The 15,628-nt window shown below is 67.5% G+C and carries 15 protein-coding genes; 5 read left to right on the top strand and 10 right to left on the bottom strand.

Annotation, left to right across the window (positions count from 1 at the left end; all coding sequences use genetic code 11):
- Positions 1 to 26: 26 nt before the first annotated feature.
- Positions 27 to 1,346 (top strand): ATP-grasp domain-containing protein, encoded by a 1,320-nt coding sequence (locus P3102_RS19275; protein ID WP_276360554.1) that lies wholly within the window; start codon positions 27 to 29, stop codon positions 1,344 to 1,346.
- A 343-nt stretch (positions 1,347 to 1,689) separates the two neighbouring features.
- Here the strand turns inward: P3102_RS19275 and P3102_RS19270 are convergent, their stop codons facing one another.
- Entirely contained in the window at positions 1,690 to 2,778 is a 1,089-nt protein-coding gene (locus tag P3102_RS19270; protein ID WP_276360552.1) for a GNAT family N-acetyltransferase, read from the bottom strand.
- Between the two features lie 30 nt (positions 2,779 to 2,808).
- On the opposite strand from P3102_RS19270, the gene P3102_RS19265 reads away from it, so the two are divergent.
- From P3102_RS19265 to P3102_RS19255, 3 genes are all read left to right on the top strand, one after another.
- A complete protein-coding gene (locus P3102_RS19265) occupies positions 2,809 to 3,276 on the top strand; it encodes a MarR family transcriptional regulator (protein ID WP_276360550.1) in 468 nt (155 codons plus the stop codon).
- A gap of 525 nt (positions 3,277 to 3,801) precedes the next feature.
- Entirely contained in the window at positions 3,802 to 4,797 is a 996-nt protein-coding gene (locus P3102_RS19260; RefSeq protein ID WP_276360549.1) for a phosphotransferase, read from the top strand.
- Between the two features lie 495 nt (positions 4,798 to 5,292).
- Complete coding sequence (locus P3102_RS19255) at positions 5,293 to 5,451, top strand: transposase (RefSeq protein WP_276360547.1); 159 nt, start codon at positions 5,293 to 5,295, stop codon at positions 5,449 to 5,451.
- A gap of 189 nt (positions 5,452 to 5,640) precedes the next feature.
- Here the strand turns inward: P3102_RS19255 and P3102_RS19250 are convergent, their stop codons facing one another.
- The 4 genes from P3102_RS19250 to P3102_RS19235 are packed head-to-tail and all read right to left on the bottom strand — an operon-like array spanning position 5,641 to position 9,825.
- The gene (locus P3102_RS19250) at positions 5,641 to 6,912 is read right to left on the bottom strand and encodes an MFS transporter (RefSeq protein ID WP_276360545.1); all 1,272 of its coding nucleotides are present in this window, start codon (positions 6,910 to 6,912) and stop codon (positions 5,641 to 5,643) included.
- Positions 6,909 to 8,057 carry a GNAT family N-acetyltransferase gene (locus P3102_RS19245; protein ID WP_276360544.1) on the bottom strand — a complete coding sequence of 383 codons (1,149 nt, stop codon included), beginning with the start codon at positions 8,055 to 8,057 and terminating at the stop codon, positions 6,909 to 6,911. The genes P3102_RS19250 and P3102_RS19245 overlap by 4 nt, the downstream gene beginning before the upstream one ends.
- Positions 8,054 to 9,055, bottom strand: coding sequence for a GNAT family N-acetyltransferase (locus P3102_RS19240; protein ID WP_276360542.1), 1,002 nt, complete (start codon positions 9,053 to 9,055; stop codon positions 8,054 to 8,056). Before P3102_RS19240 ends, P3102_RS19245 begins: the two co-directional genes overlap by 4 nt.
- A gap of 29 nt (positions 9,056 to 9,084) precedes the next feature.
- Entirely contained in the window at positions 9,085 to 9,825 is a 741-nt protein-coding gene (locus P3102_RS19235; protein ID WP_276360541.1) for an SDR family NAD(P)-dependent oxidoreductase, read from the bottom strand.
- A gap of 118 nt (positions 9,826 to 9,943) precedes the next feature.
- Here P3102_RS19235 and P3102_RS19230 point away from each other — a divergent pair, with 118 nt between their 5' ends.
- Positions 9,944 to 10,486 (top strand): DinB family protein, encoded by a 543-nt coding sequence (locus P3102_RS19230; RefSeq protein WP_276360539.1) that lies wholly within the window; start codon positions 9,944 to 9,946, stop codon positions 10,484 to 10,486.
- Between the two features lie 8 nt (positions 10,487 to 10,494).
- Here P3102_RS19230 and P3102_RS19225 read toward each other — a convergent pair whose 3' ends face one another.
- From P3102_RS19225 to P3102_RS19205, 5 genes are all read right to left on the bottom strand, one after another.
- Positions 10,495 to 11,562, bottom strand: a complete 1,068-nt coding sequence (locus tag P3102_RS19225) for a crosslink repair DNA glycosylase YcaQ family protein (protein WP_276360538.1) — start codon at positions 11,560 to 11,562, stop codon at positions 10,495 to 10,497.
- A 72-nt stretch (positions 11,563 to 11,634) separates the two neighbouring features.
- Positions 11,635 to 12,321 (bottom strand): M15 family metallopeptidase, encoded by a 687-nt coding sequence (locus P3102_RS19220; protein ID WP_276360536.1) that lies wholly within the window; start codon positions 12,319 to 12,321, stop codon positions 11,635 to 11,637.
- 14 nt (positions 12,322 to 12,335) lie between these two features.
- Positions 12,336 to 13,511 (bottom strand): hypothetical protein, encoded by a 1,176-nt coding sequence (locus tag P3102_RS19215; protein ID WP_276360534.1) that lies wholly within the window; start codon positions 13,509 to 13,511, stop codon positions 12,336 to 12,338.
- Positions 13,512 to 13,521: 10 nt separating this feature from the next.
- Positions 13,522 to 14,592 carry a 2-ketoarginine methyltransferase gene (locus P3102_RS19210; RefSeq protein ID WP_276360533.1) on the bottom strand — a complete coding sequence of 357 codons (1,071 nt, stop codon included), beginning with the start codon at positions 14,590 to 14,592 and terminating at the stop codon, positions 13,522 to 13,524.
- Between the two features lie 29 nt (positions 14,593 to 14,621).
- Positions 14,622 to 15,599 (bottom strand): cupin-like domain-containing protein, encoded by a 978-nt coding sequence (locus P3102_RS19205; protein ID WP_276360531.1) that lies wholly within the window; start codon positions 15,597 to 15,599, stop codon positions 14,622 to 14,624.
- Between the last annotated feature and the right edge of the window lie 29 nt (positions 15,600 to 15,628).

Raw genomic sequence — 15,628 nt, 5'->3', positions numbered from 1 at the left:
GATCCGCCGACCAGCGAGGAGGCAGCATGACGCAGCGGACAGGCAAGCCCGGCGCCGTCATTCTCACCGGCTCTTTCCCGGTGATCCGGCGAAATCCGCTTTATCTCGGCGAGCTGACCCGGCGGGGCCTGGGTGTCCTGGTGATCACCGCCGAGTCCTATCGTGACCAGGCGACCGAGGCGATCGGCGATCCGGGCAACCCGGCGTCGCAGATCACCGAGATCGGCTACGTCTCGGGTGATTTCACCGTCCAGGGCGCCTTTCTCGCCGGGGCGATCGCGCAGGCCACCGCCTGGCGGAACCGGTATGACATCGTGGGCGCCTACGCCGTCGGCGACTACCTGGCCGAGCCGACCGGTCTGCTCTGCGACGCGCTCGGCGTCCCGTCACCCGGTCTGCGGGCAAGCCGGGCCTGCCGCAGCAAGTTCCTGCAGCGCTGGTACGCCCCGGAACTGAGCCCGCCGTCACTGACCATTCCCGCCGGGGATCGCGAAACCGCGGACCTGTCCGGCATCAGCTATCCGGCGGTGGTCAAACCCGCGGGCCGCTCGTCCAGCTCCGGCGTGGAGACGGTGCAGGACGAGGCCGAGCTGAGGCGTCGCCTTCCCGACTACCCCGGCCACGAGGTCGTCCTGGTCGAGCAGAAAGTCGACGGCCCGGAATACTCGGTGGAAAGCCTCGTGCAGAGGGGAGAAGTCGTCTTCGCCTCGGTCACCGGCAAGGAGACCACCGACACGCACGCCCGCACCTTCGTCGAACTCGCGCACAGTGTGCCGACCGCCGACGACGGTGTTCGCGACAGCGTGCTCAGCGCGAACCGCGCCCTGCTCGGCGCCTTGGCGTTCGCCGACGGCATCGCGCATTCCGAATGGCGGATCGGTCGGGACGGCGTGCCCCGGCTGATGGAGATCGCCGGCCGAACACCCGGCGACGGGCTCCTGGTGCTCTACCATCTGGCCACCGGAACCCCGCTGGAACCGGAGATCATCCGCATCGCCCTCGGCGAGCCGGCGTCGTACCCGAATCCGGCCCGCTACGCGCGGCAGGTCTATCTCGAGCACGAGACCGGGTTCCTGGCCGACGTCAAGGTCGAGTGGCCGGACGTGGACCCGGTCTGGATCGGCTCCAGCGGTGTGTGGCCGGACATCCTGCCCGGCACCCCGGAGGACGCGCCGACCTTGCGTGCGGTCCTGGTCCACCAGCCGCGAGGAACCGAGTTGGTGCCTTTGGCCAGCTCCGACGACCGCTCGGTCAGCTTCTTCATCGACGCGGCCACCCCCGGCGAACTGGACGAACTCGAGAAGCGGGTACGCGCCGCGATCTCCATCGAGATCAAGCCCGGCTGACCGCGGCGATGGCAAGCCCGTGAGCTCGATCGCTGAAGTGCGACCGTGACCGTTGCTCGCGGTCGCCAGGGCGAGCGGACGCCGGTTCCGGGTGGTGGACGTCGACGGTGTCGAGCGGGCTGCCGGTAGTGACATACGGACTCGTAGAGCTCGACCGCCGCGGCCAGGGCGGCGTGCATCGCTTGTGCGAGCCACCGGAACAGTGCTGTGCCCTGGGCCTGTGGCGTGCTCGTGGTCTCCGGAGGTGAGACGGTCCCGGCTGGCCTCGGCGGAGTCGAATTCCTGTGCGGCCTGGCGATGCCCGGAGCTCATCGGGGGGTGATCCAATCGAATGTCCGGCCTGTCACCATGATCCCTTCCTGCGCTCCTGCGGCATCGCTTTGGTCAGGCATACGGCCCCTGCCGGTCCGGCCACCGGGATCCGGCGGTAGCCTTCACTTTCGTAGAGAGTGATGTTGCGCGTGCTGTTGGCGCCGGTGAATATCAGGACCCGCCGCGTGTCCGCGTCCGCGACGGACTCGGCGCCGCGCAGCAGCCAGCGGCCGAGTCCGCGGCCGCGCAGATCGGGCACCACGCCGAGTCTGCCGATCTGCCAGTCACCGTCGACGGCACGCGCTCGTACCATCCCCAGTAGCCGCGCGTCGAGCCACAACCCTCTGACGTGCCAGTCGGCGAGCCACTCTCGCACCTCGTCGAGAGACTCGCGCAAGGCCGGGATGTCGAGGGTGTCGTTGAGCAGGGCCTCGTCCACCCAGCAGCATCGCTGCAGCACGGCCACCTCTTCGGCGTCGTCCGGGGTCAATCGTCGCGTGTAGGATCCTGCGAGCGGGCCTGCGGAGGTCGTGTCACGCAGCCGCTCGCGTAGCGGCCGCAGCGCGTTCGCGACACGGACGAGTTCTTCCAGCAGGGCGACGCCCATCTCGTCTCGGGAAGCGTTCGCCCGCAGCCGGCCCGCAGCCACCGCCTCGCCGATGCGGATCGCGACGGTGGCCCCGAGGGGAACCAGGCGCAGCGCGGTCACGATCTGCTTCGCGTGCTGCACGGCCCGTGTGCCCGCCGAGGTGTTGCCGTAACTGACGAACCCGATCGGCTTCCACGCCCATTCGGCACTCAGATAGTCCAAAGCGTTCTTCAGCGTCGCCGGCATGCCGAAGTTGTATTCCGGTATGACCGCGACGATCGCGTCCACCGAGTCGACGAGTGCGCTCCACCGCCTGGTGTGCTCGTGCTTGTAGATCCCGGAGGACGGGTGCTCCTCCTCATCGAGAAAAGGCAGGTCGAGGTCGCCGAGTGCCACCGGCTCCAGCTCGACACCCGATTTCGCGGCCCGCTCGGCAACCGTGTCGAGCCACCACCGCGTCACTGACGGCCCCAGCCCTCCAGGCCGGGTGCTGCACGTCAGGACAAGGACCCGAGTTGATTTCGTTGACATGGAAACGAACCTAGATGCTAGTTTGTTTACATGTCAACGACAGTGCGCTGGCTGACCGCTGATGAGGAACGGGCGTGGCGGGCTTTTCTCCGGATCACGGTGACGGTCCAGACTGGAACAGCTCGCGATCTGGCTGAACGGGGCCTGTCCGAAGCCGACTACGAGGTACTCAGCACGCTCTCGGAGCGAGCGGAGAACACCAGCAGCCTGGGGGAGCAGGCGGACAAGATGGGCTGGTCGCGCAGCCGGCTCTCCCGGCACGCGACGAGAATGGAGACGCGCGGGCTGCTGCGCCGCTCCCCGGACCCGAAAGACGGCCGGGGCTGCCTGCTGACGCTGACCGACGACGGTCTCTCAGTGTTGGAAGAGGTGGCGCCCGCGCATCTCGCCTCTGTCAGGCACCACTTCATGGACCACCTCACCCGTGGTCACCTGGACGCACTGGTGGACATCGCGCGCCGACTGGACGAGGCGAACAAGACGCTCGGGACCAGCTAGTGCCCCATCAACGAACGTTGACGTGGTAACCGTGTCACGTGGACATCCGGGCTGGTGATCGCGAGGGTTGCCGGAGGAGGTGAGCCACGGCACGTAAGCCCGAGATTTTCGTGCGGTCGCTGGAGCCGGAGGAGGCGCAGCGGCTGGTGAAGATCGCGAGGCGATCGTGCTGTTCACGTTGCAGGCCAGCACAAAAGCTGTTGTGCGTCACGGGGATCAGCGTCGGGTTGCAGGCGTAGCGGTCTTGGCTGGCTTCGGGCGGGGTTGTAGATCGGGTTGGGCCCGGACCACAGTCCCGCCGGGTCTGGTGCCTGGTAGGCGACGATGGGCCAGCTGCCGAAGGGTGTGGTCGTGTCCGAGGTGACGAGCAGGCATCCAGCGTCGCGGCCGGGCGCGTTGCGGACAGATGACGTTGCCTCGTCGTTGCTGCGAGGGGCGTCCCGGGCGCGGGCCCTTCGTCGGTAGTCGGAGGCTGCGGAAGTTATCCGGCGGCACGCGCGGCGTCGTCTTCGGTAGGTTTCGCGAATGCGGCAATTCGCGGACATCGAAGACCTGTCGGGGCTGGGGCGTGACGCGTTGGGAGCGGGATGCCGTGTAGTCACGGTGGACCGGTTGCGCGGGGGGAGCAAGAAGGGGGTGTACCGGGTCCGCCTTGATGGAACCCGCACAGCCAGCGTGATCGTCTACAGCTGGGCCGAAGCCGAGAACTTCTGGCCAGGCGCGCGAGAGGTCGACCCGGCTGATCCGTTCGCGCCCGCTTCCGCGCTGGTCTCGTTCTTGGCCGCGCAGCGTAACTTGGACGGACTCGGGGTACGGGTTCCGCGGATACATCTGGTGGATGACAGCCGGCGCCGTTGTCCGGCGGATGTCGCCGTGGTCGAGGATGTTTCCGGCGGCACGCTCGAAGCCCTCTTCGTAACCGATCCCGCGCGCGCCGCGAAAGCCCTGGGCGGCCTTGCCGAGATGCTCGAGGTGATGCATCGACACCAGGGCCACTACTACGGCAGGGTAGACCTGCTGGAGCGGGGCGGATTCGTGTCCGAGGTCTCGTGCGAGCGACGAGTTCTCGACCGCGCCCTGCGGGACCTTGAGGAGGCGGCGGGGCGCGACGAGCGCATCGCGGCAGCTCGCGCCGCGTTGCGCCACCGTCTGCAGGAACTGACCGATCGGGTGAGCCCTCGCACGGAATACGGCCTGATCCACGGAGAACTCGGACCCGACCACGTCCTGGTCGATACCGACGGGCACCCCGTCCTGATCGACATCGAGGGCTTGATGTACTTCGACGTCGAGTGGGAGCATGTCTTCCTCCAGCTCCGCTTCGGCGAGCAGTACACCGCGCTGGCGCGGCCTGGTCTCGATCCGCAGCGGCTCGCCCTCTACATGCTCGCGATGCGTCTGTCGCTGGTGGCCGGTCCACTGCGTCTCCTCGACGGGGACTTCCCTGACCGAGCGTTCATGCAGGGGATCGCGAAGCAGAACGCGAAAGAGGCGCTGACGCTCCTGGATGGCCCAGGCTGACACGGACGAGACCGGCTCGGCGACAAGGCTCCCGCCGGGTCTTGAACATATTCCGCTCCGGCTATCACGAACGGCGCGACCGGCCGACCTCGCCGAAAAAGGGAGAGAGCGCTCTGCTGTTGGACCGGGTCGCTGGAGGAGCCTCGGAAAGGCTCTATCTGTGGCCGAGAAGGAATCGTATGGCCGTTGCTGGTGCCGCTGCCGGTGAAGCGCCCGCGCGCGCCTTGCCACCGAAATGCTTGATGCGCTGGTAGAGCGCTGGGGGCGCAAGAATTGCTGAACGAGATGACCAAAGCGGTGCTCAACGGGCGCTGGACGCCGAAATGACTCATCATCTCGGCTATGAGAAAGACGACCCTGCCCGGAACGGGTCCGGGAACTCCCGGAATGGCAGGTCCCCGAAAACCGCGTCGACCTCGAATGGTCCGGTCGAGCCGGCGGTGCCGCGTGAGTAGCTGTATTCGCGTGGCACCGATTTCCAACATGATCGAAGTGGTGACCGACGAGATCGCACTATGGCGATCCCGGCCCCTGGAGGAGTTGTACCCGATCCTGTATGTCGACGGCCTGCGGGTCAAGGAGAAGGGTGTGGTCACCTCCAAGGTCGCCACCGACCTACGTAACCGTGGCGTGAAAGACATCCTGATCGCCTGACCGGACTGCCCGACGCGATCCGCGGCGCTTCCCCGACACCGTGGTCCAAACCCGTGTCGTGTACGTGATCCGCAACGCCATGCGCCGACCGCGGTCGTGGAAGACATACCCGAGTCGGCACGCTCCGGACTGAGCGATCGACTTCATCCTCGATACCCGCTGAGACCACCCCGATGGGCGCCACAACCCCTACGCTGACCGCGTCTCTGTCTCCGGCCCCCGGTAGTAACGCATGCGGCTGAAGGCGAAAAGGACGCAGCTGATGGTCAGGCAGGCTCCGCAGAGCCACATTGCGGCGCGGAGTCCGGCGAAGGCGCCGAGGTAGCCGCCGAGCAGACCGCCGAGAGGGACGGCGCCGTCGATGACCAGGCGGTACGACCCGGTGACGCGGCTCAAGTGGTGGGAGGGCACGATTTCGGCGCGGATGCTGAGTGCGTAGACGTTGAACACCGCCAGGCCTGCCCCGTGCAGTACGAGACCGGCGAGCAGGATGGTGATCACCGCGGCCGGTGCCCCGGTCGCGGCGGGTACGGCGAACAAGGACACCGAACTGATCGCCATGGCGAGCACGGTGGCGCCGCCGCTGCCTGTTCGCCGCCCGATGCGGCCGGCGAACAGCGCGCCTGCCAGTGCGCCGGCGCTCCCCGCGGCCAGCAGTCCGCCGAGCAGGCTCGCCGACAAGCCGAGTGTCTCGATGCCGTACAGCAGGTACAGCGTCAAGATCGCTTGTTCGAAGCAGTTGAACACCGCCGACTGGGCGGCGAGGATACGCAGATGACCGTCGCGGAAGGTGAACCGCACTCCTTCACGCATGTCACGCCACAGCGACGGGGACTGTCGGGGCGGCGGCTGCGGTTCGACTCGTTTGATCCGGCTGATGCCGATGGCCGCGAGCAGATAGGTCATGGCGTCGGCCAGTAGGACGAAGGGGGCGGCGAGCAGGCCGACGAGCAGGCCGCCGAGCCCCGGGCCGCCGATCTCGGCGATGGAATAGGTGGATTCGAGCCGGGCGTTCGCCGATACCAATTGATCTCGCTCGACCAGCGTCGGCAGGTAGGACACATAGCCGATGTCGAAGCACACGGTGAGCGTGCCGATGAGTGCGCTGATCACCAGCACGGCGGCCAGGGTGAGCCCATCGGCCAGGAAGAGAAGGGGGATCAAGCCCAGCAGGGCCGCCCGGCCGAGGTTGGTCAGCACGAGCAGCGGACGGCGGCGGTGGTTGTCCAGCCACACTCCGGCGAGGAGCGCTATCACCAGGACGGGCGCGGTCTGCGCGGCCTTGAGCCAGCCGAGTTGTTCAGCCCCCGCGTCGAGGTGCAGGATCGCGATGAGCGGTAGCACGAGCAGGGTGATCTGGCTGCCGACCTGGGACAGTGTCTCGCCGCCCCAGAGCTTGGTGAAGTCGGTGTTGTGCCAGAGGTTCCGGGAGCGGCCGGTATCGGCCTTCCCGTCGGTCACGGCGGGTCCATCGCCCAGCCGCCGAGGTCCCACTGCGACGGCGGGGCCAGGTTCGGAGCCGTTTTCGGGTTGTCCGCGTACCGGCGGTAGAGCTCGGTGTTGTGCTGCCTGATCTTTTCGGCGGCGTTCGTGAGCGCTGCCTGACCGGAGAGCTCGACCAGCCACAGCGGGCGCAGGTCGGCACCGCGGAACGCTTTGGACACGGTGTTCTCGATCCCGGCGTGCAGCCATCCGGCGCCGCTTTCGACACCGTGGCGAAGAGTGCTGTAGTACATCAGGTTGAAGTACTCGGACGCGTCCTGCAGCAGTTCGTAGTCGAAACCGACCCAACGCACGTACAAGGTGCCGCGCCAGGGGTAGTAGAGACAGAAGCCCGCGAGTTCCCCGGCCGCGGTATGGCAGAGGGCGACCGTGGCGTCCTCCGGGAGGGTTTTCGCGTGATTCTCGAGCGCTGCCAACTCGGTCTTCGGGTCGGTCTGGTGGCCGTACCGATTCAGCGTGGCGGCGGCGAGCCCGCCGAGGTCCCGGTAGTGGTCGGCGAGCTTGGCGTGGGACACGGTATGCCCGGCTTGGTCGAACTTCCGGACGTCCTGCCGGACCATGCGGCGGCGGTTGGCGGACAGCGATGCCAGCCAGGCGTCCCAGCCGCCGTCCGGAATGCGGATCCAGGCGTCGACGTCGAGCAGGACCGGCGGTGCGGTGACGCCGGCCTTGTGCAGGGCGCCGGCGTCCTCGGAAGTCAGATACATGGCGACACAGGATCGGTCCGGACCCACCCGGTGCCGCAGCCGGTCGATCAGGTCGGCGACCGCGTCGGTGGCCGGTTCACGGTCTCCGCTGAGCAGGTTCGTCTGGTACCCCTCCCGAGAGCCGACGAGCAGTCCGGATTCGTCGATACGTGGCAGCTCGCGTTCGGCGAGGCCGTTGTTCCAGTGGTACCGGGACCAGGACGGCAACTCACCGGCGGTCACGGTGGGCACCGCGCAAACCGGCTCGTCACCGTCGAAGACGACCACGGCGTCACTGGGGGATCCGTAGTCGGTTTCGCAGAATCGCAGCCAGCCGCTCGACGAATAGAAATGCGGTCCGGCAAGGCGATCCCATTGTTCGGAGGTGAGCCCGCCGAAAGTGGCCCTCGAGTTCACAACATCTCCGGTGACGTGTGCTGGCAACGAGCGAGCTCCCCGTGCAAGGCGCGCAACCGCGGTTCGCAGAATTCGGCGTCGTCTTCTGTCGCGGGGTACCACAACGACCACAGCCGCTCTTCGCGGAATCCGTACTTACGTTTGAAGTCGTCGTTGCCGCGGCCGAATTCGATCCGTCGCCAGCGGCTTTCCCGATCGGGGGAAAGTAGCTCGTAGAGCAGGAAGAGGTAGGGGCTCGCCTCCCGTGCCGCGGTGTGGTCCATGCCACCGACCCACAGATGCAACTGCCCGTCGTGCTCCAGCGCCAGGAAACCCCCCACCGTGCGCCCGGTGAATTCCGCTCGGAACAGCCTGCCGTAGGGCGTGGCGAGAACGGCCTGCATGGTCGGCAGGTCGTAGAGTACCGGCCAGCCGTGCCGGATCGCCGATCCGTTGGCGAAGCCGATGATCTCTTCGATGGCGTCGGCGCTCGGACTCCGTTCCTCGACTATCCGCACACCGGCTTCGGTCGCCCGCCGCCAGCGCCGCCGCCAGTCCGTACGGGCGCTCTTGGAAAGATCGCCCATCACGGGGTCGGCGCCTTCTCCTGGCACCCGGTAGTAGGTGTTGTCCAGGCGCACGGTGAGGGCGGGAGGACGGCAGGCGCTCCAACGGCGCGCGAATTCCTCACGGAGATTGAGCACCAGGACTCCGTGTGCCTCGCGATCCCGTGCCCGGCCGAGGGCGTCCTCGACCACGTGGGCGACGGTGGTCTCGTCGGCGGCCAGATATTCTGGGCCGAACACCGAATACACCGAACCGATCGTCACCAGCGGGCGTTTCCACGTCGGGCCGAGGCCGGTGTCGATCTCGTACCCGTGCCAGAACGGCGAATAGTCGAGCAGGTAGGTGGGCGGATCGTGCTCGCGCAACACCTCCTGCCGCTCGATCGTGGAGGCGGCCCAAGCGGACGTCCACGCCCGGGTGTCGTAGACGCTGCCCCTCGAATCAGTGTCCATTTTGCCTCTCCCGCTCGAAGTTCGGCCGGTCACCCGGCCATGCTCGCCAGGCCGCCCGCGGTCTCCCCGCCGTCGATCACGATTGCCTGGCCGGTGATGAACGCCGCGTCCGGCGACACCAGGTAGGCGCCCAGCGCGGCGATTTCGGCGGGCCTTCCCCAGCGGCCCAGCGGAATCCTGGCTTCGCAGGCCCTCAATTCCTCCGTGCTGTATTCGGCCTCCTGCATCGGGGTCAGCACGTAGCCGGGGCAGATGGCGTTGACCCGGATCCGCGGCGCGAGTTCGAGCGCCAAGGTCTGGGTCAGTGACAGCACACCGGCCTTGCTGGCGTTATAGGGGGCGTATCCGGGCATGCCCACCAGTCCGCTCACGGAGGCGGTGTTGACGATGATTCCCGATCCGGCGGCGAACATCCGGCTCGCGGCTTGCTGCGCCACCAGGAAAACACCGGTCAGGTTCACCGAAAAGGTGTTCCGCACCTGGTCTTCCGTCGTTTCCAGGAAGGTGGCGCGTGCACTGATGCCGGCATTGTTGAACAAGACGTCCAGCCCGCTCCAATGGCGGTCGAGATCCTCGAACGCCGCCCGTACCGCGCCGGCGTCGGCGACATCGGCCGTCAGCCCGAAAGCGATCCGCGGCTCGTCGCGCAGTGCTTGTGCCAAGGCGTTTTCGTCGCGGTCGAGAATGGCGACGTCGGCACCGTCGTCGACGAAACGGCGCACTATCGCCGCGCCTATTCCGGAGGCTCCGCCGGTCACCAGGACTCGCATGCCGCCACCCTCCCAGCCGGTTGGCATCCGTGGCCGTCGAACAAGCTAGCACGCTTGTCCGCCGAGGACTCGTCGATCATGGGCGCCCCGCCCTTCCCGCATCGTTTACTGTTGGCGCATGTCTTTCCCGGTGAGCGAAAACCTGGTGATCGAGCGGTCGGAGCGCTACGGCGGTGACCTCGGGGAAAACCTGGTGGAACACTTGGAGTGGTACCGGCATGCTCTGGTGCGCAAATGCGCGAATCTGTCCGAAGCGCAGCTCACCACTCCGGTGCCGCCGGTGACCTGGTCCCCGCTGGGGCTGGTGCAGCATCTCGGCTGGGTGGAACGCCGCTGGCTGCAGTGGGGATTCGCCGCCAGACAGGTCGATCCGTACCCCGACTGGGTGAGCGACGACGACCGTTCCGCCGAATTCGTCATTCTTTCCGCTGACACTCCGTCGGCGGTGTTCAAGCGGTACGAGGCGGAACTGGAGATTTCTCGCGAGGTGATCGCCGGTGCCGAGATGACCGACGTGGCGGCCCTCGGCGGCCGATTCACCCGGCCGGAAGAGGCGCCCGCTCTCGGCGACATTCTTCTCCATCTGGTACAGGAGTATGCCCGGCACGTCGGCCAGCTCGACGTCGTCCGGCAGTCGATCGACGGCGCGACCGGTGAATGACCTCGGGTTCAGCCCAGGCCGAGCATGGCTTCCATCCGGGTCACTTCGGCGTCGAAGGCCACTTGAAAAGCTCGGCCGGTGGGCGCGGTGTCGGCGAAACCGGCTGCCACGTCCAGTGCGCCGCCGTTCACCGTGAGATTGACCCAGCCGACGGCGATGTCGCCCCAGAACAGGGGCAGGGCGTAATACCCGAATTGTCGCTTCTTCGGTGGCGTGTATGCCTCGAAGCGGTATTGCCAGCCCCACAGGTGCTCGAACCTGGTGCGGTCCCACACCACGGGGTCGAAGGGGGCGAGGAAACGGACCTGGCGCCGGCTTTCCCCCGGCACGCTGTCGACCGGCGTCAAATAGGTCACGCCTTCGACGACGTCTCTGCGCAATGCCCCCCGGTGCAGCAGATCGGTGACGACGCGGTCGTTCCCTGGCAGGGCGCCACCGTTGTTGTGCAGTTGCGTCAACGCCCGTCGCAGGCCGGCGGCCGACACGGGAGCCAGGAGCTTTGCCATCAGCAGCGTCAATTCGGCGAGGCGTTCGGCGGGCTCGAGCGATTGCGCCACCGGAGGGCGCGGAGCGTAGACCTTGCGGTTGTTGAGCCGGCCCGAGACCCGGGCGAATCCTTGGTAGTGGAGGTATTCCAGCGCGCGGGTGGTGGCCGAGGACACCCCGCCCCAGTCGTTGGTCTCCGATGCCCGCCCCAGCGTCGTGGCCGCCTCCTGCGGGGTCAACCGCCCGCGTTCGCGGAGCAGGCCGAGCACCGCCGCGGCCGGCCCGGACGGCTCGAAGGAACCACCGCCCCGCGGGTGCAGCAACTCGCTGTACGCCGAGGGCAGGACGCCATAGGTGTAGAAGTAGTCTTCTTCCAGCTTCGACGAGGGATAACAGCGGTCCAGGTCGCCTGCCAGGAAGCCGCGGACGCGCTGGTGCAGGATGAGATCCTGGGCGCGGGCCGGACGGCGGATCGGGTCGTACTGGACGAAACCCAGTGCCGCGACAGCGGTTTCGAGTGCGCCGGGCGCGGGCAGGAACGCGGCTGCCGCACGTAGCCGCTTCAACGCCGCTGAACGCCGGGTGGTCATGGTCGTTCTCCCGTGTTCGCTCGACACTGAGCCACCGAGCGTAGTACCCCCCGTTCGGCACCGCGGATCGCCTCAGCGTTCCCAGGGCACGGCGGGCCCGTATTCGGCGACGGGATGACCGTGGTAAGCCTGCGCGACCGGCGTACTCCACTCGTAGTGCCAGAATTCCCACGGATAGGGCGAGAAACCTGCTTCGATCATGGCCCAGTACAGGACCCGCCTGCGGTCGCGGAAGAGCAGTCCGCCGTTGCCGGGGTTCTCTTCGTAGTACCGCAGCCAGGACACGTCGTCGAACTCGTCGAAACCCGCGCCGAGGTCCAGCGGCTCGCCATCGGTGTCGCACAGGGTGAGATCCACGGCTCCGCCGGTGGAATGCGGAGGTGGCTGGGCCCGGAATTCCGCTTCCGAACGCGGTGGTGGGGCCAGGTAGCGTTCCACGATCTGTTCACGGCCTTCTTCCGGCAGCGACGCGCGAAACGATTCGACGATTTCCGCCTGCGTCCGCAGCGGGCGTAACCCGTCCCAGACGAGCAGGTCGACCCCGGCGGGCAGGGAGGCGGTGACCTGGCGCAGCTTGTCGAGCACGCCCGCGCGGAGCTGGATCCGGTCGGGTGCACCGGGAACGCCGCGGGCGTGGTAGGCGGGTGCCGCGTGGATACCGTTTCCGGGTTCGACGGTCACCACTGGGTCGTTCGACTCGTCGATCCGGACGTCCTCCGGCCGGCCACGGGGGTTCACGGGCGGAATGGCGATGTCCACGGGGCTGCCTCCGTTCAGGGAAACCACACGTCGTGGAAAGCGGCGCTCAGCCGGTCGGGCAGCTCGACGACCGGCGGGGGCACCAGTCCTTCCGGAGTAGCGGAGTAGCCGAAGGCGTAGGCGCCGACGTTGGGCACCAGCAGCGGTGCGCCCGGTTCGAGCGGGGGCAGGTCGGCTTGACGCCGGACCACGTCGAACGAATCCATCAGAGGGCCCACCACGTCCGCGGGCCGCGCCGGCGACCCCGGCCTCGCGCGGACCATCGGCGGGTCGGTACCGAGCCCGATGAAGCAGGACTCGAACAGCGTGGCGTAGGCGCTGGCGTCCACATGCACCAGCCGCCGTCCACCCAGGACCCGATCGGCGATCACCCGGGTGAAGAGGATGAGCGTGGGTTCGCTCAGGTACCGCCCGGGCTCACAAAGGAAGTCCACTTCGTCACCGAACCGGCGGACGAGCCGATCGGCGATGCCGGGGAAGAATTCCGGGTGCCGCCGGTGGAACTGCCGTTGAGCGCCGGGGAAACCACCACCGATGTTGATCGTCGGCACGAACAGTCCCCGTGCGGCGAGCTTCCCGTGCAGTTCGGCGACCAGGTCGACGCCGAGCCGGAACGGGGTGCCCGCCTCCAGGTCCTTCCCCGCGGCGCCCACGAAGAACGAAAGGGCTTCGACCGTCGCTCCCGCGCCGGCCACGGTGATCGCCAGATCTTCCACCGCCTCGACGGTATTTCCGAAGCGGACGACCGACCTCGCCGACTGCCCTGGAGCGGGCGGTAGTACCCGGAGAGTCACCCGCGGCCGGTCGATCACCGAGCGAAGCACGTCGAAACCACGTTCGTCGTCCACCACGAACCGGGTCGCGCCCAGTGCGACGGCGGCCTGCAGGCTCTCCCGCGGCAGCACCGGATGGACGAGGGCGATGCGCTCCGGCCGTACGCCGAGATCGAGCAACGTCCGCAGATGGGCGAGGTTGGTGACATTGAATTCGTCGACAAGACCTGCCAGTTCGGTGAGCAGCCGTGGAGACGCGTTCGCCTTGGTGGCGTACGAAACGCGCATGCCGAGGCCACGGCGCAGCCGGTCCACCGCATGGTGCGCCATTCCGGGCGCCAGCAGCAGCACCGGGCTCGGCACGGATTCGGCGTCGGCCCAGTGGATGATCCGCTCGGCCTGCTCCGGTGCGGGCAAGTGCGCCTCCTCAGCTGTGTCCGGGGCCGCGCAGCAGGTAGCCCAGTTCCAAACCGGTCGAGTCCACCGTCTCGTCCGTGGTGACGAACGCGACCGTGGTCAAACCCGCGTCCTCGAAGAGTTCGTCCCAGAAGGACTTCTTCTCCAGTTGTTGTTCGGTGAAGGAATGGATGAGGTAATACGGATTCCAGAAGTTCGTGGCCAGGCCGTGCCGCATGATCGCGGGATCGGCGCTCTCGTCGGCGACTTCGATGACCACCACGTTCAGTGCCGGGAACGCCTTGACCAGCCCCTGAAGCAGTTCGACCACCGCCGTCCGGCCGCGCTGGGCCAGGATTTCGTGCAGGACGAAGGCGAGCACGGTCAAGTCCGGACGGCAACCTTCCGGCGGCGCGGCGAAGAAGTCCGTGGCCGAGGCGTTGATCACCTGGACCCGATCGCTCAGCCCGGCTTCTCCGACCAGCTCACGGGCCTCCTGATAGCCGCCTGGATCCGGCTCGACCCCCCAGGCCCGCAATTCCGGCATCGACCGGCAGAAGTCCACGAGATACAACCCGTTCCCGCAACCGAGATCGAGTAGTTCCCCGCAGTCCGCGCCCGCCCGCGCCAGCAGCTCCCGGGTCATCGGCATTCCGTCATACCGGGATACCTCGCAACTGCCGAGCCCGACATAGCGGCCCTCGCGAGTGCAGTAGGCGGAACCACGGCGAAGGGCCGGCCCCATTTGGGAAAGTGTCGAGGTGTAGCCGCCGATCATCATCGTGTACCACGCCCGGAATTCCCCGTATCCCCGGCCGCGCGTGGTCAACCTGGCGGTGTCGCCGTCGAAGGCGATCACGCCCTCGTTCGCCAGGTACCGCAGAAGACCGGTCAGGCGCTCCGGTTCCAGGGACAGATCCTCGGCGAGCGCTTCCGGCGTCCGGCCGTCCGGCCGGGCGGCCAGCGCGTCGAACACGCCGGTGTCGAACAGGTGGTGCAGGGCGCCGGCCAGGAAATGCTCGGCGATGGGGCGGATGCCGTCGATGAGCCGCTGCTCGAAGCCGGAGTCGGTGACGGGCCGGGTGTAAGTGTGGGGTAACACGGGATCCTCCGCTGGAGAACTGGCGGCGGTCATCGGTCCGCCGGATCGTTGTCTTTGGAGAAGTTCCCGTGCCGGACCAGGTCGTACAGGCGTTTGCCCGTCGGCGCGGGAGTGAAGAAGAAGTCGGCGCGCTGCGGTCGACCCAGTACGCCGTATCGGAAGAAGTCGCGCAGGGTGGCCGACCAGTACCGAGGCCCGAGGCGCGTCAGCAGCCCGGCGTAGTCGGCGAATCCCATCGGTTCCCCGAACCAGTGGTTGATCGAAATCGATGGGCTGCGCGAACGGATGTCGTGCCAGCATCCCCGCGGCATGAACAACACGTCACCGGGGTTCATGGTGGCGGCCAGCAACGGAGCCTCCCGCAGTCGGGGAAACCGGCCGAGGTCGACCTCCGCCAGGTCGACCTGACTGTTGACCAGGTTGTCCGGGAACGGGTAGGCGGCCATGCTGTGTTCCCAGGGCAGCAGCACGACGTGCTTGCGACCCCAGATCTGGCAGAACAGGTTGTCCTTGAGGTCGGAGTGGAACATCGATCTGGTCCCGGCCGAGCCGATCCACGCCCGGGTGTCGCCGGTGTCGTCGTCCGCCCGCCCGAGGAGGGTGGCGAAGTCGTAGTCCGCGCTGGGAAGGATGTCGGCGACGCGCGTGTAGGCCAAGTAGCACGGTTTCGCGGTCGTCGTGGTCAGCATGGTTTCGACGAACGACGCGAACGTGAGCGTGCGCTCGTAGGCACTTTGCCGGTCCGGCATGAGCACACCGTCGGCGGGTAGATCCATCAGTGCGGTGACCGTCTTGCCGCCGTGGCGCTCGATCAGCTTCTGTGGCGTCCAGTCCGTCCTGGCAGGCCAGTCTTCGATCATGCCGGTCAGAATCGCCGGCCGGCGGCGACGGGTGATCAGCTCTTCGATCTCGCCCGCGGACGGTCGTCCCAGCCGGGGCACCGGCCGCACGGTCAGGCCCGAGGCCCGCAGGGTGACTTCCAGTGGATCGGGTTCCGCTTCGGCCATTTTCCCACTTCCCTCGGTTCGCGGTGGCG

It is taken from the genome of Amycolatopsis sp. QT-25 (genome assembly GCF_029369745.1).
GTDB lineage: Bacteria > Actinomycetota > Actinomycetes > Mycobacteriales > Pseudonocardiaceae > Amycolatopsis.
This window is presented reverse-complemented; position numbering and strand designations above follow the sequence as displayed.

Coding starts and splice junctions, on each gene's coding strand:
- P3102_RS19275 (WP_276360554.1), top strand. CDS start 27: ATGACGCAGCGGACAGGCAAGCCCGGCGCCGTCATTCTCACCGGCTCT.
- P3102_RS19270 (WP_276360552.1), bottom strand. CDS start 2,778: ATGTCAACGAAATCAACTCGGGTCCTTGTCCTGACGTGCAGCACCCGG.
- P3102_RS19265 (WP_276360550.1), top strand. CDS start 2,809: ATGTCAACGACAGTGCGCTGGCTGACCGCTGATGAGGAACGGGCGTGG.
- P3102_RS19260 (WP_276360549.1), top strand. CDS start 3,802: ATGCGGCAATTCGCGGACATCGAAGACCTGTCGGGGCTGGGGCGTGAC.
- P3102_RS19240 (WP_276360542.1), bottom strand. CDS start 9,055: ATGGACACTGATTCGAGGGGCAGCGTCTACGACACCCGGGCGTGGACG.
- P3102_RS19235 (WP_276360541.1), bottom strand. CDS start 9,825: ATGCGAGTCCTGGTGACCGGCGGAGCCTCCGGAATAGGCGCGGCGATA.
- P3102_RS19230 (WP_276360539.1), top strand. CDS start 9,944: ATGTCTTTCCCGGTGAGCGAAAACCTGGTGATCGAGCGGTCGGAGCGC.
- P3102_RS19225 (WP_276360538.1), bottom strand. CDS start 11,562: ATGACCACCCGGCGTTCAGCGGCGTTGAAGCGGCTACGTGCGGCAGCC.
- P3102_RS19205 (WP_276360531.1), bottom strand. CDS start 15,599: ATGGCCGAAGCGGAACCCGATCCACTGGAAGTCACCCTGCGGGCCTCG.